The following is a 15,871-nucleotide window of genomic DNA, read 5'->3' as shown; positions in this document are numbered from 1 at the left end:
AGGCGAGCGGCGCGCGTGGCGCGAGCAAGGGCTCAGGTAATGACGCGGTCCGACACGTCGCGCTTTTTCTGCAGCTCGATGACGACGCGGCTCTCGAATGCAGCGAGAATCTTCTCCCGCGAGAGATGGGTCGTGGCATAGCTGCGTCCGAGCGAGCCGAGTCGCTCGCGCAGCGCGGGATCGTTCGCCAGATGGACGATCGCTTCCGCCAGGGCGGTCGCATTGCCCGGTTCGGTCACGACGCCGACCGACCGAACGATGTTCCATAGCTCCGTATGTTCCGCGGCGGTCGCGATGACCGGGCGTGCGCTCGACAGCATGCCGCCGAGCTTGGATGGCATCACGATGTCGGCGGCGTCCGCGCGCTGCGGAAGAGCGTGGATGTCCGCAAGCCCCATCAATTCATTGAAGCGCTTGTTCGGCTGCATGTCGATCAGTTTGATGTTCGGAAGCTCCGCCGCCTTGGCGCTCAGATAGTCCTTTGCAGGACCATTGCCGCAAATGACAAACACGATGTCGCGACGATGCACCAGCCTGTGCGCGGCTTCAGGAAGCAGTTCGAGTCCTTGCTTGGCGCCGAGATTTCCGGAATACAGCACGACGATGACATTTTCGCCAATACCCAGCCGGGCGCGAAAAGCGCTGGCTCTGCCGAGCGGGCGGATGCGCCCGGTGTCGACCCAGTTCGGTACGAGAGACAGCTTTTCGTTAGGCACGCCTTTGGCGGCTGCGATTTGCGTCATCGCAGCCGAAGGGGCCGACACTCCGTCCATGCGTGCGAGAAGCGATCGCTCGAACTTGAGGCAAAGCTTCTTCACGGCATTACCCTTGAGCATGCCGAGCTTGAATGCAGCGTCGACTTCATAGTCCTGAATCTGCAGCCAGCACAGTGCGCCGCTCAAGCGCGCAGTGAGCAGTGCAAACGGGCTCGCGAACAAAGGCGGCTCGACCACCCACACGAGATCGGGACGCCAGCGTACGCGGGCGATGGCTGGCAGCGCGGCAGCGAGGGAGAAACTCATCAGGTGAATGAGACGCTTCACGCCATTCGGCCGGCGCGGACACCAGAACGGCACGCGCGTTACCGACACGTCGTTGATCGATTCGGTGGAGAACTTGCGCGCGCTATAACCTTCCTGCACGCGCCAGCCAGGATAATAGGGCGATGCCGTGATCACGCGCACTATATGCCCCTTTCTTGCGAACCACTCGGCCAGCTCGGACGAATACTTCCCGATACCGGAAACCTCGGGAGCATAGTTCAGTGAAATCATGAGGATCTTCATTCGATAGCCTGTATTGGAATTGAATGAAATTTCTTGCTCGCATGCGCGCGTAGAAGAAATCGGCATCAAGCTATCCGGCGAATGGTACAAGCCACTTGTTCACTCCAGCCGACAAAGGCTTGCCGAGACACGCCACCGCTTCGACACCGGGTTCCATTCTTACCGACATGACTCAGGCGACCGACAACATCTTGGCGATTTCCGTCGCGATGTCCTGCATGACAGAGGCGTATGTAAAGTTCTCAACGGCGACGGACACGGGAGACCCGGGGGCTTTCTCGAACCAGGCGTGCTGCGCTGCTTTGTTTGTCCATTGATAAGAACAAGGGTAACAGTCAGAACGGACGCACACCGGATGCGTCGCTCCTATGAAATCGCGCCTCCCGGGCGAGCACCGCTGTCGGGGGCAATGGACCTTATCGGCAAACACATGACCTCGATGAAGCAAGGCATGCACGACGATTCGATGCACGGGGATGGCGTGTCGATATCCGACTACGTTCGGGTCATCATCGATGGCCGTCGTCTCGTATGCGTGGTCGCGCTCGGCACGCTCGCGCTCGGTGCGCTATATGGAGCGGTCATCCAGCCCGTGTACCGTGCCGACGCGCTGGTTCAGATCGGCGCGCAGACTTCGAGTTCTCCCGAAGCCGAAGCATTGGGGCGGCTCGCATCGATCTTCGATTCGAAAGTCAAGGCGGGCGCCGACACCGAAATGGAGTTGATCCGCTCGCGGCTCGTCGTAGGTGAGGCGGTGCGGCAATTGCATCTGGAAGTAACCGCGCAGCCGCGCTACTTTCCGCTCATCGGTCATTGGATAGCCAGGCTGAACAGGGGGATGGGCGACTCAAAACCGCTCTTCGGCTTGCGGCGCTTCGCATGGGGCGACGAGAACATTGACGTAAAGGTGTTCGACGTGCCGCGCAAGGCCCTCGGTCGCGCATTCACGATCAAGGCGGGAGAGGGCGGTTCATTCGAACTGCTATCGCCCGATGGCATCGTCCTCGGACGAGGAGCGGTCGGTCAGGAACTGACCGTGCCCTACGACAATGGCGAGGCGCGCGTCCTCGTCAACACGCTCGAGGCGCCTCCCGGCTGCGAATTCACGCTGACGGCACAATCGAGCCAGGCGACCACTCTGGCGCTCCAGAGCAAGCTGGCCATCGCGGAGCGCAAGACACAGTCGGGCATGATCGGCGTGGCGCTCGAAGGCTCCGATCCGACGCGCGTTGCCAATGTCGTGAATGCGATCGCGCAAGAGTATCTGGCTCAGGATTTCGCGAGGAGATCATCCGAAGCCGAACATTCGCTGCTCTTTCTCGAGGAGCAGTTGCCGAAGCTGCGCGAGGAGTTGCAGCAGGCGGAGGACCAGTACAACGCGTTTCGCAACAGCAAGGGCACCGTCGATCTCGGCATCGAAAGCCGCCTGCTATTGCAACAAGTTATCGAACTCGACACCAGCATGCGCGCGCTGATGCAGCAGCGCGACGATATCGCCGGGCATTATCAGCCGGGTTATCCGTCGCTCACGGCGATCAATGCCAAGATCAGCCGCTTGCAACAGGATCGCGACGCCCTGAGCCGGCGCGTGGCTTCATTGCCGGATACCGAGCAGACGGCGCTGCGCCTTATGCGCAACGTTCGCGTGGACACCGACCTCTATACGAATCTCCTCAACAGCGCGCAGCAGTTACGCGTCATCAAGGCGGGCAACGTCGGCAATGTGCGCATCGTCGATCGCGCCATGCCGCCCGAGAAAGCGATCAAGCCCAATTGGCGTGTCCTGCTGGCGCTGTCCGCGGTGCTCGGCGTCGTGCTCGGCATCGTCGCCGCATTCTTGCGAAGGGCGCTCTTCGGTGGCGTGGAGCGCAGCGTCGAGATCGAGCGCGCCCTCGGCATTCCGGTCTGCGCGGTCGTGCCGCACAGCGTCCGGCAAGTCAGGTTGCAGGAGGACATGCGCCGCAAGCTCCCTGGCGTGCATGTGCTGGCGGCGCGCTCGCCTGGCGACGTGGCGGTCGAAGGCGTGCGAAGTCTGCGCACCGTGCTGCAATCGATCAGCGGAGCGCACAGAAACAACGTGATCATGATCACGAGTTCGACGCCTGGCGCGGGCAAGTCGTTCCTCTCGGCCAATCTCGCGGCCGTTCAGGCGGCCGGCGGCAAGCGGGTGCTGCTGATCGATGCGGATATGCGCATGGGCAACATGCATGCATCTTTCGGACCGAGCGACGGACCCGGACTGCGCGAGCTCCTCAACGGCGCGCCATTCGACGACGTGGTGAGGCGCGACGTCATCGAAGGCGTCGATCTGATTCCGCGTGGCGCCGACTCGGCCAATCCGGCGGACATTCTCATGAGCGGGCGCCTCAACGAACTGCTCGACGCGGCGTCCCGGCGTTACGACTCCGTCGTCATCGACACGCCGCCAGTGCTCGCCGTCACCGACGCCTCGCTCATCGGACGGCAGGCAGGGACCACGCTGCTCGTGGTGCGGCACGGGCGGCAGTCCGTCGCCGAAGTGCACGAGGCGCTGAGCCGACTGCAAAACAGCGACGTGAGCGTGAGCGGCATCCTGTTCACCGATGTTCCCGCCGAAAGATCCCGCTATGGCTCCGGCTACGTCACGACCTACGGGTATGGCAAGGACCGCGGCGAGAGCAACATCAAGCCTGCCTGATGCATTTCGAAAGTCGCGTACGCAAACGAGGAGAAGAAGCGATGTCGAAGAAGGTCGCGCTGGTCACCGGGATCACCGGTCAGGATGGTTCCTATCTCGCTCAATTCCTGCTCGACAAAGGATACGAGGTGCATGGCGTGAAGCGCCGTTCCTCGCTCTTCAATACCGACCGGATCGATCATCTCTATGAGGATGATCATGTCGCAAAGCGGCGTTTTCACTTGCATCACGGCGACCTGACGGACTCGACCAGCATTCTGCGCATCATCCAGCGCGTGCAGCCCGACGAAATCTACAATCTGGCGGCGCAAAGCCACGTAGCGGTGTCCTTCGAAGAACCCGAGTACACGGCCAACGCAGACGGCCTCGGCGCTCTGCGAATTCTCGAAGCAATACGCATATTGGGCCTGCAAAAGAGCGCGCGCTTCTACCAGGCCTCCACATCCGAGTTGTATGGACTGGTCAGGGAAGTGCCTCAGCGCGAGTCCACGCCGTTCTATCCGCGCAGTCCTTATGCCGTCGCGAAGCTATACGCATACTGGATCACGGTGAACTATCGCGAGGCGTACGACATATATGCATGCAACGGGATTCTGTTCAATCACGAATCGCCGGTTCGCGGAGAGACATTCGTAACGCGCAAGATCACGCGAGCCATCGCCCGCATTGCGATCGGGTCACAGGACTGCCTGTACCTCGGCAATCTCGGGGCGATGCGCGACTGGGGACACGCGCGCGATTACGTCCAGATGCAGTGGCTCATGTTGCAGCAGCCGGAGCCGGAAGATTTCGTCATTGCGTCGGGCGTGCAATACAGCGTGAGGGAGTTCGTGCAGCAGGCGGCGTCGGAGCTCGGCATCACGCTTCGCTTCGAGGGCAGCGGCGTCGACGAGGTCGGCATCGTGGACAGCATCACGAGCAAGGAATGCCGGGTCGCCCCGGGGACGGTGATCGTGCGAGTGGACGCGCGCTATTTCAGGCCAACCGAGGTCGAGACCTTGCTCGGCGATCCGTCGAAGGCTCACGCGAAACTCGGATGGGCGCCGACGGTGACATTCGCCGCGCTCGTCAAGGAGATGGTGCTGTCCGATTATCAGATCGCGAAGCGGGATGCGCTGATCACGCTGGCCGGATACCGCGCGCTGGAGCATCACGAATGAGGACGAGCCTGCGTTGAGCCGAACGGCAAGCACCGGAGCGTATGCCATGTGGACCCGTTGGGTATTCGCACTCGTCGTCTACACGCTTTTCGCCGCAGCGCTGGCGCAATACGCGGACCAGGCGTTCAGTGCGCTTGGAACCCGCTCCATCGACGTATGGAACATGAGCACGGCCGGAATGAACGAGGCCGGCGCGGTCCGGTATGTGAAGGACGTGCTCACGGTCGTCATCGGTGTCGGCTGGCCCATCGCGCTGGGAAGGGGCCGCTTTCCATACGACATGAGCAAGTTAGTTCTTCTGTACTTTGTCTGGCTTTTCTGCGTGATATCGATCGGACTCGTGCCGTTCATCCTGGGCTGGACCCCGCTGTTCTTTCTTGCAGCAGGAATGCGTTGGGTGCTGCTGCTTCATGCGTCGTTCGGGCTGTTCCTGTTCGGGCGATGGCTGCCCGACGGTGTACGGGGGCAGACGGCCTTCGTGATCGCGTTGCTCGCGCTCGCCGCGCTCGACTTCTACGTCGTGCTGCGGCAATGGATGGATCTTGGGCAGGGGCGGGTGGTTTCATTTGCGGGCGATCGCTACACGGGTCTTCTCAGCAACGCAACGCTGGCAGGCATGTATGCGATTTCCCTCGCGTGCATGACGCTGATTCTCGACCGGGCGCGGCTTCTCTTTCGGCTCCTGCTGATCGGCTTGGCGGTGGGGATTGCAGTGTCGTCCGGTACGCGTTTCGCGATGCTGTGCGTCGCGCCGGTGACCGGCCTCGTGTTCTGGGAAGTGCTGGCGGGCAGGCTCGATCGACGTGCCCGGATGCTGCTCGTGATGAGCGCGTTGCCTATCGCTGCGTCTCTGGTGACGGGCGGCTACGCACACATGGTCGACGCGGTCGGCCGTGGCGACGTTCTGGACAACCAGATCGCCGAAGGAGGGCGGCTGTACAACCTCGTGCAGATCGCAGATCAGCTGTCGCAAGCGAATGTGCCGGAGCTGCTGATCGGACGTGGGCTCGGCGTGGGCACGAACACCGCGTACTCGATGGTGCAGCAAGCAGGCGCCGAACCCGAGCAGTATCGTTTCAACCTGCTCATCGACAATGCCTTTGTCACGATGCAGTTTCAGCTTGGGACGATCGGAACATTGCTCTTCGTCACGGGCGCCGCGGCTTTCCTGTGGCGGCTGCGTCCGCGCCATTCAGGGTATCTGCGGGCGCGTCATCTGGTGTTCGTGGGCATCACATTAGGCGCTTGCATGGATATCAATCTGCTGGAGCAATATCCGCTCGTGACGACGCTGTTCGTCTGTTTCGGGGACACGTACTGGCGCGCGGTTCATAAGACGGGCGTGCGCCTTCAGGCAGCGCCCGGTCGCGCGCGACCCAAAGTCGGCGTCGACGAAGCGCCTTTCCTGAACATGTGATCTGGGAGTCGACATGTTAGTGTTCATCGCACCGTACAGCGCCGCCAATCGCGAGAGGAACCGCGATCTGGGTGCTGCGCGCAAAGTCGAATTCTTCCTGACGCTGGCAGTCCATCTGGCGCGCGATGTCGTGTTGATCAACTCCGCGCACGAAGAGCAGGAATGGTTGCCGAGAGAAGTGCGCGACGCGCGCATTGGCGACAGGCCCATTCGTGAGATTGCACTGCGCCGGTATCCGGTGCGAACCATCGGCAAGATGCTCAACTTGTTCGAAGTGGCCGCGGTGAGCCGCGAGATTTCGATGCTGGGCAAACCCGATACCGTATGGATTTACAACCCCTACGCGTTCGAATCGATGCTGGCGCGCGAGCTGACCAAACGCTTCGGCGCGCGTCTCGTTCTTCAGTTCGAAGACTGGCTGTTCTCGCGGCGGCGCTGGCATCCCAAGCCGATGCTCGACTTCATTGCATGGCGCTTTCTTTTGCCGGCTCCGACTGTATGCCTTGCCGTCAACGAGTCGTTGTCCGCGCGCGAGCACCGACGCAGCGGCTGCCCCGTCGTGTTGTGTCCAGGCGTGGTGTCCGACGAACTGGTCGAGGTATGCAGACGGCGCCGGCCATTCTCACGCGAAGGCGCGCCAACCGTGATCGGCTACTTTGGCGGCCTGAGCGCGGAAAAAGGTGCGGACATCGTTCTCGATCTGATACGCCTTTCGCGCGGACGCTTCACCTTTCATGTGTGCGGGGCGGGCCCGCTGGCATCAGCGTTCGCGAACCTCGGTGCCGAAGGGCACGCGGTGCACTTTCACGGCCGGGTGGACGACGAGACGCTGCTCACGTTGATCTCCGAGTGCGATGTGCTGGTCAATCCGCACGCTTCAATCGAGAAGATGGGCAACGGTGTTTTTCCCTTCAAGGTCATCGAGTATGTCGCGTCCGGAAGACTCGTCATATCTACGGAACTTCCGGCCATCAGCATGAAGGAGATTCACGAAGCAATATGCTTCGCGGCGCCGGAAGCGGCTGCCATTGCCGATGCGCTGGCGGGCGCGGAGCAGATGTATCTGCGCAAGCGCACGGAGATAGAGAGGGCAATAGAGGCGGCAGCGGCGCTGCTCTCGCAAGGGGCGCTGAGGCGCACACTGTCGCCGATCCTGTCGGCATGAGAACCGCAATAGGGGGAACGCGGCAGGCCGAAGAACGTCTGCCGCGAATCACGCGTTGACGTAACCGGTGCGCTGTTCCCGCTTTGCGAAGTCGGCATACGTGGCCGCGATGCCGTCTCCGAGCGCGATCGTGGGCTTCCATCCCAGTTCGGCCAGCTTCGACACATCGAGCAATTTTCTCGGCGTACCGTCGGGTTTCGATCCGTCGAAATCCAGCGTTCCGGTAAAGCCTATGATGTCGCAGACGAGACGGGCGAGGTCCGCGATCGTGATGTCACGTCCGGTGCCGATATTGAACACGCCGTCGGTCCGACCGCTTTCTAGCAACGCGAGCACCGCCGACGCGAGGTCGTCCACATGCAGGAATTCGCGTCGTGGCGAACCTGATCCCCAGACGCCGACCGATTTCAGTCCGTTCAGCTTTGCCTCGTGCGTCTTGCGAATGAGCGCGGCCAGAACGTGCCCGTTCTGAAGATCATAGTTGTCGTTCGGACCGTAAAGATTGGTGGGCATCACGGACAGGTAGCGCATGCCGTGCTGCCGGTTATAGGCTTCGCACAGTTTGAGCCCGGCGATCTTCGCGATCGCATAGGCTTCGTTGGTCTGCTCGAAGGCGCTCGTGAGCAGGTACTCTTCCTTGATCGGCTGAGGGCAATATTTCGGGTAGATGCATGAGGAGCCGAAGAAGACCAGTTCGGGCGTGCCGCTCGTAAACGCTGCGTGAATCACATTGGTTTCGATGACGAGGTTCTCATAGAGAAACGACGCCGGCTGGGTCGAGTTGGCGTGTATGCCGCCAACCTTCGCGGCAGCGAGGAGCACGACGTCGATGTGCTCCTGTGCGAAAAAGTCCCTCACTGCACGCTGATCCAGCAGGTCGAGCTCCGGTCGGGATCGCGTGACCAGGTGGTGATAGCCGTGACTGGCAAGACACCGGACGAGGGCTGAGCCGACCATGCCATTGTGTCCGGCGACATAGATGCGAGAGCCTTTGTTCATGTTGGTGCTCGATCGTCCATTGGGATGCGTTGTCGGACCGTCATTTCCCGAGAGACACGGGATGCGGGAGGCACGATGTGCGGTTCCCAGATTAGCGATCGCCATCGACATTTTTCAGGTGGTGGCGGACGGTGCCAAGGTATTGGCGCGGTCCGCGCTTTCGCACCGGCATTGTCATGGTCTCGAGAGCATGCGTGGCGCGACGTCTTACGCGGCACCTGATCCGGCCAACGTCATGGCATATTCGGCCAGCCCGGCAGACGAGCCTCGGGTGACTTCTATGCTGCGTGAACGCGTGCAGCCCGCTCGCGTGAGCATCCTGTTCGCCGAGCGGACCGGCTCGGACCAGTCAATGGGCGTCGGGCCTGAAACCAGGAGAAGCACACGATGATTCCGGTAAACGAACCCCTGCTCGACGGAAACGAGAGGATCTACCTGAACGAATGCATTGAGAGCGGCTGGATTTCATCGGATGGTGCATTCGTCGAGCGCTTCGAGCACGCGATGGCGGCATACGTGGGTCGCAAGCATGCGATCGCCGTGGCCAACGGCAGCGCGGCCCTCGACGTCGCCGCAGCGGCGCTGAAACTCGGTCCGGAAGATGAAGTCATCATCCCCACGCATACGATCATCTCCTGCGCATCGGCGATCGTTCGCACCGGCGCGCGTCTGCGATTCGTGGACTCGAGCGCGGATACGTGGAACATGGACGTCACGAAAATCGAGGATGCCATCACGAGCCGTACCCGCGCGATCATGGCGGTGCATATCTTCGGTCTGCCCGTGGACATGACGCCCGTGCTTGAGCTCGCGAAGAAACATGGCCTGGCCGTGATCGAAGATGCCGCGCAGGCCATCGGGCAGACTTATAACGGAAAGGCGTGCGGCAGCTTCGGCGAGATATCGTGCTTCAGCTTTTATGCAAACAAGCACATCACGACCGGCGAAGGAGGCATGATCCTTTGCGACGACGACGCGCTCGCCGCGCGCGCAAGAAGTCTGCGAAACCTGTGCTTCAAGCCGGAAAGGCGCTTTGTTCATGAAGAACTGGGTTGGAACTATCGCATGAGCAGCCTCCAGGCGGCGGTAGGTCTCGCGCAGTTCGAGAAGCTCGATGCGCATGTCACCAGAAAGCGGGAGCTGGGGCGGCGTTACGACGCGCTGCTGCGCGGTGTGCGGGGACTGGAACTGGCGCCGGTGACATGCGCCTTTGCAGAGAATATCTATTGGGTCTTTGGCGTCATGCTGGATGACGCGTTGCCGATCGATGCCGACGAAGCGCGCGCCATATTGGCCGACGCGGGCGTCAGCGCGCGGCCGTTCTTCTGGCCTATGCACGAGCAGCCCGTGTTTCGCAAGCAAGGTCTGTTCGAGGGAGAACGTTATCCCGTTGCCGAGCGTATGGGTCGCCGCGGTTTCTATCTGCCGAGCGGGCTTGCGCTGACCGAGACGCAGCAGGATCAGGCCGTCGCTGCGGTCCGAAACATGATGAACACGTTCCTATAGGACATCGCCTGCTTCATATGGTCGTTATCCCTCACGTCAGCGCCTTGCCGGTCGACAAGTTCGTGCGCAGGACCGGACTGACCAATGGCGAGCGCTTCTAAAAAGTATTCAGGAGGCAGTTTTCGATGTCGCCGACGGAATACCGGTCCGAAGAAAGAACGGCAATACGCCTTAGTGGCGGCGATTAACGCAGGAGCGGGACGTAGGCTGGATGCCACGGCTGAAAATTAACCCCGCGCCTCGGATTCGCGGCGCGGTCGTCGGTTGTCAACTTCTTTCGCTCTATCCTGGACCGGCACATTCAGACCGACGCTGCGGCGGGAGAATCACTTAACCAGGGCTTTGATGGCCAGTTTCTTCGCCATCTGAAATGACTTGGGGAACGTCGTTTCGATCCCCAGCACGACCCGGCTGGACAGCCGCTCCATGTCCTTCGGACAATGGAACGCCATACCGTTGAACTCGCGCAGATTCAGTGGCTTGATCTTCGACTGGAACTGCAGGAAGCGGTGAGAAACCGGGATGAAATGCGACGTCAAAGAACTGCGAGAGAATTGCGGGCGCGTCGTGCGCAGGCTGCCGTGGATCGTCTTCGAATTCCAGAAAAGCACGTCACCTTTTTGCAGGAATGGCGCGCGGAATTCGAGTTGTTGTTCAGAAAGAATCTTCTTGACCAGTTCCTTGTATTGTCCGTGATTGAATGCCACGTCGAAGTTCTTTCCGTTCTTCACCATGTCGATGCGGTGACTGCCCGGCACGACGAAGAAACGTCCGGCACCCGCGTCGATATCTTCAAGGGCGTACCAGCACGCTACCATCGTGCCGATCCTCTCGCTGTCGAGATAATACGTGTCCTGATGTGGCCACGTCTCCGCGTTCCCTTCGAAGTACATGCTCTGCACGAGCTTGCCGTCTTCCGAGAGTATTTCCCGCGTGATGCGCTTGATAGGTGTACTCGCAAACGCCTTCACCGTCAGCTTCTTGAGTGGCGCGAATCTCACCTCACTAAGAGACTGAAGGTTGAGTAGCGAATTCATTACGAAGCCATACTCATTGATTCTGTTCTTTTCCGGGTTCGCGGTCGCCTGCCTGTATATGTACCCAGGATAGCTCTTGACGGTAGTCTCGAACGCATTCCGGATAGAGTCGCACAGAACCGGGTCCACCACGCCGCGCACGACGACATAGCCATTTTCATCGTAGTATTGCCTTGCTCCGGCGAGTTCGATCAGATCGAACGTGGTCGAGTTTTGGGCCGCATTTTCTGGAATTTCAATTTCAGTTCCAATCGGACTAAGTATTTTGTACATAATGGGCCTCAAGGTACTCACTAGACCGGTGCGCGAGAACGCACTTTAGCGGACTGTTCAAGCACTGCTTTTGATGCAGGACATCTTTGGCCATTCGACGATTGCAGCGATGACCATAGTCTCTCGTGAATCCTTCTCAATCTATGTCGAACCAATAACCTTGCGTCACTCCTGACCGATTCCGCCAAGTGATTGGCCGGTGAGCGCTGCGCACTTTCAACCCGCGCCAACGGTGGAGGCGCGGGTATCAGCCGGCCAAGAGCCTGTCGTCTTCCGCCTTCGTGATTTCTACGCCGCCTGCTGACACTAACATCCATCTCGATTCGGTCGACGGCGGTGGCCGTTCGCAACAACCTCGGGAGAAAGCAATGGCAAGCGTGCCCCTGAATGATGGCGATTCGCGCAGCGCCATTGAAATGAGCGTCGATGAGACGTCGGCGAGCGCGAGTCGCGTCAGAGTCGATGACAGACGGAACGAAACGACACTGTTTGTCGGTGAGTTTCTGGCCGTCGACATGGACCAAATCATCGGGGACCTGAACAAAAAGGGCTATTACGCCTTTCCCTCGGCCATATCGCCAGACACGCTGAAAGCCATCGAGCGCGACGCGACGCAAACGAGACTAGGACTGAATGAGAACTCGATCAGCGGCGTATATTCCGAGAAGCAGTACTACCTGACCAATCTGCTCGCTGTGTCGAAGGCCTTCTACAACTTTGCTACGTCTTCCTTCGTGTTCAATGTCTGCGAGCGGTATCTGGGTGATCAATTTAGACTGAAAGCACTGCGCTACTATGAAACATATGGCGGACACCACATGCAGTGGCATACGGACAACAAGACGGACAAGGCATTCGCGCATATTCCCGGAATCATCTTCATCTTCTATGTATCGGACGTCGAGGATGGTGAATTCCAATATATCGAAGGCTCTCATCGCTGGTCCGGCGATAAGGCCTATAGCGATTACACTGACGGGTTCATCGAAGAGAACTATGGGACGGCGATCAGAAGCTTTAAGATGCCCAAAGGTTCCTTGCTGATCTACAACACATATGGAATTCACCGGGCAAGACCCGTCAAGGACAAGAACTTTGTCAGGAAGAGCGTCTTCTTCCAGGTAGACAGCGAAATCCAGAAGTCGGAGCCGATCATCGTCAACACAGAATTCATCACGAACATGAATGATCAGATCTCGATGTTTCTGGGCTTTGGAAAGCCATCAAACTATCAAGTCTTTCCAAAAACCACGCTGAACTCACTGGTCCTCGATAAAACGATGATTCGTGTCTTGACGAACTATGTCTTTCATCGCATCGCGCGCGCGGCTTTATCAAGGCTCCCGCTATCCGTCCAGCCCACCGTCAGGCGGCTCGTCAAAAGATGACCGCTCTCGAGGCAGCCCATCTGCGCCCCGCCGATCCGGTCGTCAGACCGGTCCCTACATGCCGACGTAACCGACCGGCTTCGTCGTGTTGCTCATCGCGACGTCTGCGTTCGTCGAGACCACATACTGCGGCAATTCCGTCAGCGTCAGCGTCACCGCGCCGTTGGTGTACGGAACGCTCGACAGGTTGCCCATTGCGTCGATCAGTTGTACCGAGCCGCTGTTGCCGTCCGCATCGACTGTGAGCGTGTAGTTCACGCTGTACTTGGTGCTGAAGTCGCCGTTCGACGCGGGCCACACGTCGTTGTTGTGCGTCCACAGCGCGGTGATGACGCGGCCACCGTTCAACTGCTGGAAGCCGTACGCATACACACCGGCGGGCAAGTCATTTACGGGACCGAGCGTGATCGTACCGTCCAGGATGCGTGTCATTGCGGCAATCGCCATCGCAGCGGGTTTCGGCGCGATATTCGTCGCGTCCTGCGAGCCTTCTGCGTTGTCGAGGTCGAAGAACGTGCCGTAGCCGATCTCGCCCGGATAGTCCGCTCCGTAGAACACGTAAGTTTGATCCGCACCTTCACCGAGAAGGATGAGGTGAGTGCGTGCGACGACCGCGCCTTGTGCGAAAAGGATATTCGGCGTCGGATAGTCAGGGCCATAGCTCGTGCCGAGGTCGTATTCGATGCCCGTTTCCGTCACGAATAACTTCATGTTCGGCTTGTATTCCTGCTGCATTTCAGCGCGAAGGCCACGCATCTGGTTGAGCAGCGAGCTCGCGGCATTGCTGTCGTCGGTGTATAGCCGCTCTGGCGGATGCGACGGCGACGAGCCGTCGACATCGTAATATCCGTGCGTCGTAACGCCATCGAGGTATTGCGCGAAACCGAGCGACGCGAGCGATTCCAGACGCGCGGTCGTGTGCATCGGAAATGACTCGGTCGGGCCCATGACCACCGCGCGAGGATCCGTCGAATGCAGGCCGTCGTATACATGCCGATAAAGGGCGACGAGATTCTTGTCCGAATCCTTCCAAAAGACTTCCGGTTCCCACGTCACCTGGTAATAGTTGCCCGACATGGTCGGATAGTATTTCGCGCGGATCGATTCCGTTTCCTGTCCGACGCGCGTCATGAAGTTCCAGTAATAGCCGAGGTCGTTCGGGATATAGCTGTGGTCGGGGTTGAGGTCGTGCATGCTCGCGCCACCGGGCAGGCCGTCGAGGCGCACGAAGCGCATCACTTTGCCTGACTTGTAGAACGGGTCGAGATTGTCAGCCGACGGATTGAATTCGAAGCGCTCGCCGGGCTCCATCGCGCCCATCGAGCGATCATCGATCGTCCATGAGAGACCAAGCGCGGACAGCGCCGCGCCCCAGCCGTTGAAGCCCTCCATCCCAAAGCGATGCTGGTCCTGCTTCGTGTATTCGACGCCGGGAATCGCGCTCGCGAGATCCGGGATCACGCCGAAGCTCGCGAAGCCGCCCGGACGCGTGCCCGATTCCCGCACTTGACCGCCCGCGCTGTCGAGCGTCGCCGAGACCTGGAAATAGCCGGCGAGCGTCGACGTGCATGCGAGCGTGCTCGTCGTCGCGCCGGCGGGCACGGCGAAATCGCCGCTCGCGACCGTGTTGCCGAGCACATCGGCGATGGTCCATTCGAGCGTGTCATCGGCGCTCGCGCGCGTGGTGATCGCGACGTCGATCCGGGCATCGATCGGGTACATGCGCGTGCCGTCGGAGTTCGGCGTATCGACGGTGATCAGGCCGCCGCTGCTGGACGCCGGCGCGGTCGTGGGTGCTACGCAGGCAATCTGGCGTGTCGCGTCTGCGTGGGCGACGGCCCGCGCGACGGCATCTGCGCTGGCGGCCGCAGCATCAGGAGCTTTAACGTCGTTGCCGCCGCCGCAACCGGCAAGCGCGAGAACGAGCGTCGAGAAAGAGAGGAGGGACTTTTGCATTGGATCCTGCTCAACGACCAGACGGTCTTTGAAACGCTCGGCGACGCCGATTGCGTTATACGCTCCATTGGGGGACTGATGCGTGCGATCGATCGGCAGGCAAGCGCGCACGCGGGCGGTCAGCGTTTGCCGACGATGAAGAGACAAGTCACTGGGTTGGAAATCGACAGGCGCCGTGCTTGAATGAAACTCAAATATTCCGTAAGTGTCTGTAACTTGATGAAACAGGCAGTAACGTCTGATCGTTGGGGCTCGGGCCACTCAAGAACTTGGCCGTTTTGGCGACAGATTGGTCCGCGGTTGGGGCGACCGTTTTTTCGCCGCGATTGACCCGAATTTCCAAGCGAAAGTTGCCGCGACAAGCTTGGCAAGAGCGTCTTGCGCTTTAACTTTCCGGTCAATCTTTCGATACACCTGGAAGGTCAGCCTGAAGGGTGACCACGTGCGCGCCTTCGACAATGTCCACGGTTGCCTCGCGGTCATATGCCGGTAATCTCACTTGAAATCTGCCTGTCGGACCATACAATCCTGCCACCTAGCTCGTAGGAGGTAAGTCGTGGAATTCGATACGGACTGGATCACCCTTGGAAGACATCGCATCAAACTGCGCTCAACGAAAGGCTTCCCTAGCGAGATCGTGCACCGGTTAGCGGAGGTCACTCGCCTGGCGGTTGATCACAACATGAGCGCGCGGGCGCGCATCGTGGAGATCGTCTTCCGGCAAGAGAAGGAATACGACATCAGGATAGGCACCACGATGGCGGACGACCGCGTGTGCGCGCCGCAGCTTGAAGCGGCGATAGCCACCGTCATGGGCCTCATGCCGGATCAGATCAACATCTTTGTCGAGGCGGTCACGCAGGAGGAAGTCGACCTCCACTTTGGCGTCTATGAGCGGATGCTCGCGGAAAAGCTCGGCACAGTTCCGCCGATACAGTAACGTTGGGTGGGCGAACCTGGGCGCTTGAGGGTATGCAAGTTATCAGGCGACGGCGAAGACGACGCTG

General features: G+C 60.0%; 11 protein-coding genes. 7 read left to right on the top strand and 4 right to left on the bottom strand.

The window, feature by feature from the left end:
* Positions 1-32 precede the first annotated feature (32 nt).
* Entirely contained in the window at positions 33-1,274 is a 1,242-nt protein-coding gene (locus tag NCR38_RS21815) for a glycosyltransferase WbuB (RefSeq protein WP_250477582.1), read from the bottom strand.
* A 442-nt stretch (positions 1,275-1,716) separates the two neighbouring features.
* On the opposite strand from NCR38_RS21815, the gene NCR38_RS21810 reads away from it, so the two are divergent.
* Genes NCR38_RS21810 through NCR38_RS21795 form a run of 4 tightly spaced genes read left to right on the top strand, consistent with a single transcriptional unit; the run spans position 1,717 to position 7,705 of the window.
* Complete coding sequence (locus NCR38_RS21810; protein WP_061119083.1) at positions 1,717-3,963, top strand: polysaccharide biosynthesis tyrosine autokinase; 2,247 nt, start codon at positions 1,717-1,719, stop codon at positions 3,961-3,963.
* Positions 3,964-4,004: 41 nt separating this feature from the next.
* Positions 4,005-5,123, top strand: coding sequence for a GDP-mannose 4,6-dehydratase (gmd, locus tag NCR38_RS21805; RefSeq protein WP_061118982.1), 1,119 nt, complete (start codon positions 4,005-4,007; stop codon positions 5,121-5,123).
* Between the two features lie 46 nt (positions 5,124-5,169).
* Complete coding sequence (locus tag NCR38_RS21800) at positions 5,170-6,540, top strand: hypothetical protein (RefSeq protein ID WP_061118983.1); 1,371 nt, start codon at positions 5,170-5,172, stop codon at positions 6,538-6,540.
* A 13-nt stretch (positions 6,541-6,553) separates the two neighbouring features.
* Positions 6,554-7,705 (top strand): glycosyltransferase, encoded by a 1,152-nt coding sequence (locus NCR38_RS21795; protein WP_061118984.1) that lies wholly within the window; start codon positions 6,554-6,556, stop codon positions 7,703-7,705.
* Between the two features lie 48 nt (positions 7,706-7,753).
* Here the strand turns inward: NCR38_RS21795 and NCR38_RS21790 are convergent, their stop codons facing one another.
* Entirely contained in the window at positions 7,754-8,704 is a 951-nt protein-coding gene (locus NCR38_RS21790; protein ID WP_061118985.1) for a GDP-L-fucose synthase, read from the bottom strand.
* A gap of 387 nt (positions 8,705-9,091) precedes the next feature.
* On the opposite strand from NCR38_RS21790, the gene NCR38_RS21785 reads away from it, so the two are divergent.
* Entirely contained in the window at positions 9,092-10,210 is a 1,119-nt protein-coding gene (locus NCR38_RS21785) for a DegT/DnrJ/EryC1/StrS aminotransferase family protein (RefSeq protein ID WP_061118987.1), read from the top strand.
* A 326-nt stretch (positions 10,211-10,536) separates the two neighbouring features.
* Here NCR38_RS21785 and NCR38_RS21780 read toward each other — a convergent pair whose 3' ends face one another.
* Positions 10,537-11,520, bottom strand: a complete 984-nt coding sequence (locus NCR38_RS21780; RefSeq protein WP_061118988.1) for a phytanoyl-CoA dioxygenase family protein — start codon at positions 11,518-11,520, stop codon at positions 10,537-10,539.
* A 368-nt stretch (positions 11,521-11,888) separates the two neighbouring features.
* Here NCR38_RS21780 and NCR38_RS21775 point away from each other — a divergent pair, with 368 nt between their 5' ends.
* Complete coding sequence (locus tag NCR38_RS21775) at positions 11,889-12,908, top strand: phytanoyl-CoA dioxygenase family protein (RefSeq protein WP_061118989.1); 1,020 nt, start codon at positions 11,889-11,891, stop codon at positions 12,906-12,908.
* Between the two features lie 54 nt (positions 12,909-12,962).
* On the opposite strand, the gene NCR38_RS21770 is transcribed toward NCR38_RS21775, so the two are convergent.
* Positions 12,963-14,864 (bottom strand): hypothetical protein, encoded by a 1,902-nt coding sequence (locus NCR38_RS21770; protein WP_061119084.1) that lies wholly within the window; start codon positions 14,862-14,864, stop codon positions 12,963-12,965.
* 556 nt (positions 14,865-15,420) lie between these two features.
* On the opposite strand from NCR38_RS21770, the gene NCR38_RS21765 reads away from it, so the two are divergent.
* The gene (locus tag NCR38_RS21765) at positions 15,421-15,804 is read left to right on the top strand and encodes a hypothetical protein (protein ID WP_250477581.1); all 384 of its coding nucleotides are present in this window, start codon (positions 15,421-15,423) and stop codon (positions 15,802-15,804) included.
* The last annotated feature ends 67 nt before the right edge of the window (positions 15,805-15,871 follow it).

Origin of the sequence: Caballeronia sp. INML1 (assembly GCF_023631085.1) — a bacterium.
In the GTDB taxonomy this organism is placed as follows: domain Bacteria; phylum Pseudomonadota; class Gammaproteobacteria; order Burkholderiales; family Burkholderiaceae; genus Caballeronia; species Caballeronia turbans.
The sequence above is the reverse complement of the archived record's forward strand: the minus strand, read 5'-3'. Positions and strand labels throughout refer to the sequence as shown.

What these genes read in the sequence shown, in the direction of transcription:
- NCR38_RS21795 (WP_061118984.1), top strand. Translation starts at nt 6,554, where the DNA reads ATGTTAGTGTTCATCGCACCGTACAGCGCCGCCAATCGCGAGAGGAAC.
- NCR38_RS21780 (WP_061118988.1), bottom strand. Translation starts at nt 11,520, where the DNA reads ATGTACAAAATACTTAGTCCGATTGGAACTGAAATTGAAATTCCAGAA.
- gmd (WP_061118982.1), top strand. Translation starts at nt 4,005, where the DNA reads ATGTCGAAGAAGGTCGCGCTGGTCACCGGGATCACCGGTCAGGATGGT.
- NCR38_RS21775 (WP_061118989.1), top strand. Translation starts at nt 11,889, where the DNA reads ATGGCAAGCGTGCCCCTGAATGATGGCGATTCGCGCAGCGCCATTGAA.
- NCR38_RS21815 (WP_250477582.1), bottom strand. Translation starts at nt 1,274, where the DNA reads ATGATTTCACTGAACTATGCTCCCGAGGTTTCCGGTATCGGGAAGTAT.
- NCR38_RS21770 (WP_061119084.1), bottom strand. Translation starts at nt 14,864, where the DNA reads ATGCAAAAGTCCCTCCTCTCTTTCTCGACGCTCGTTCTCGCGCTTGCC.
- NCR38_RS21810 (WP_061119083.1), top strand. Translation starts at nt 1,717, where the DNA reads ATGACCTCGATGAAGCAAGGCATGCACGACGATTCGATGCACGGGGAT.
- NCR38_RS21790 (WP_061118985.1), bottom strand. Translation starts at nt 8,704, where the DNA reads ATGAACAAAGGCTCTCGCATCTATGTCGCCGGACACAATGGCATGGTC.
- NCR38_RS21800 (WP_061118983.1), top strand. Translation starts at nt 5,170, where the DNA reads ATGTGGACCCGTTGGGTATTCGCACTCGTCGTCTACACGCTTTTCGCC.
- NCR38_RS21785 (WP_061118987.1), top strand. Translation starts at nt 9,092, where the DNA reads ATGATTCCGGTAAACGAACCCCTGCTCGACGGAAACGAGAGGATCTAC.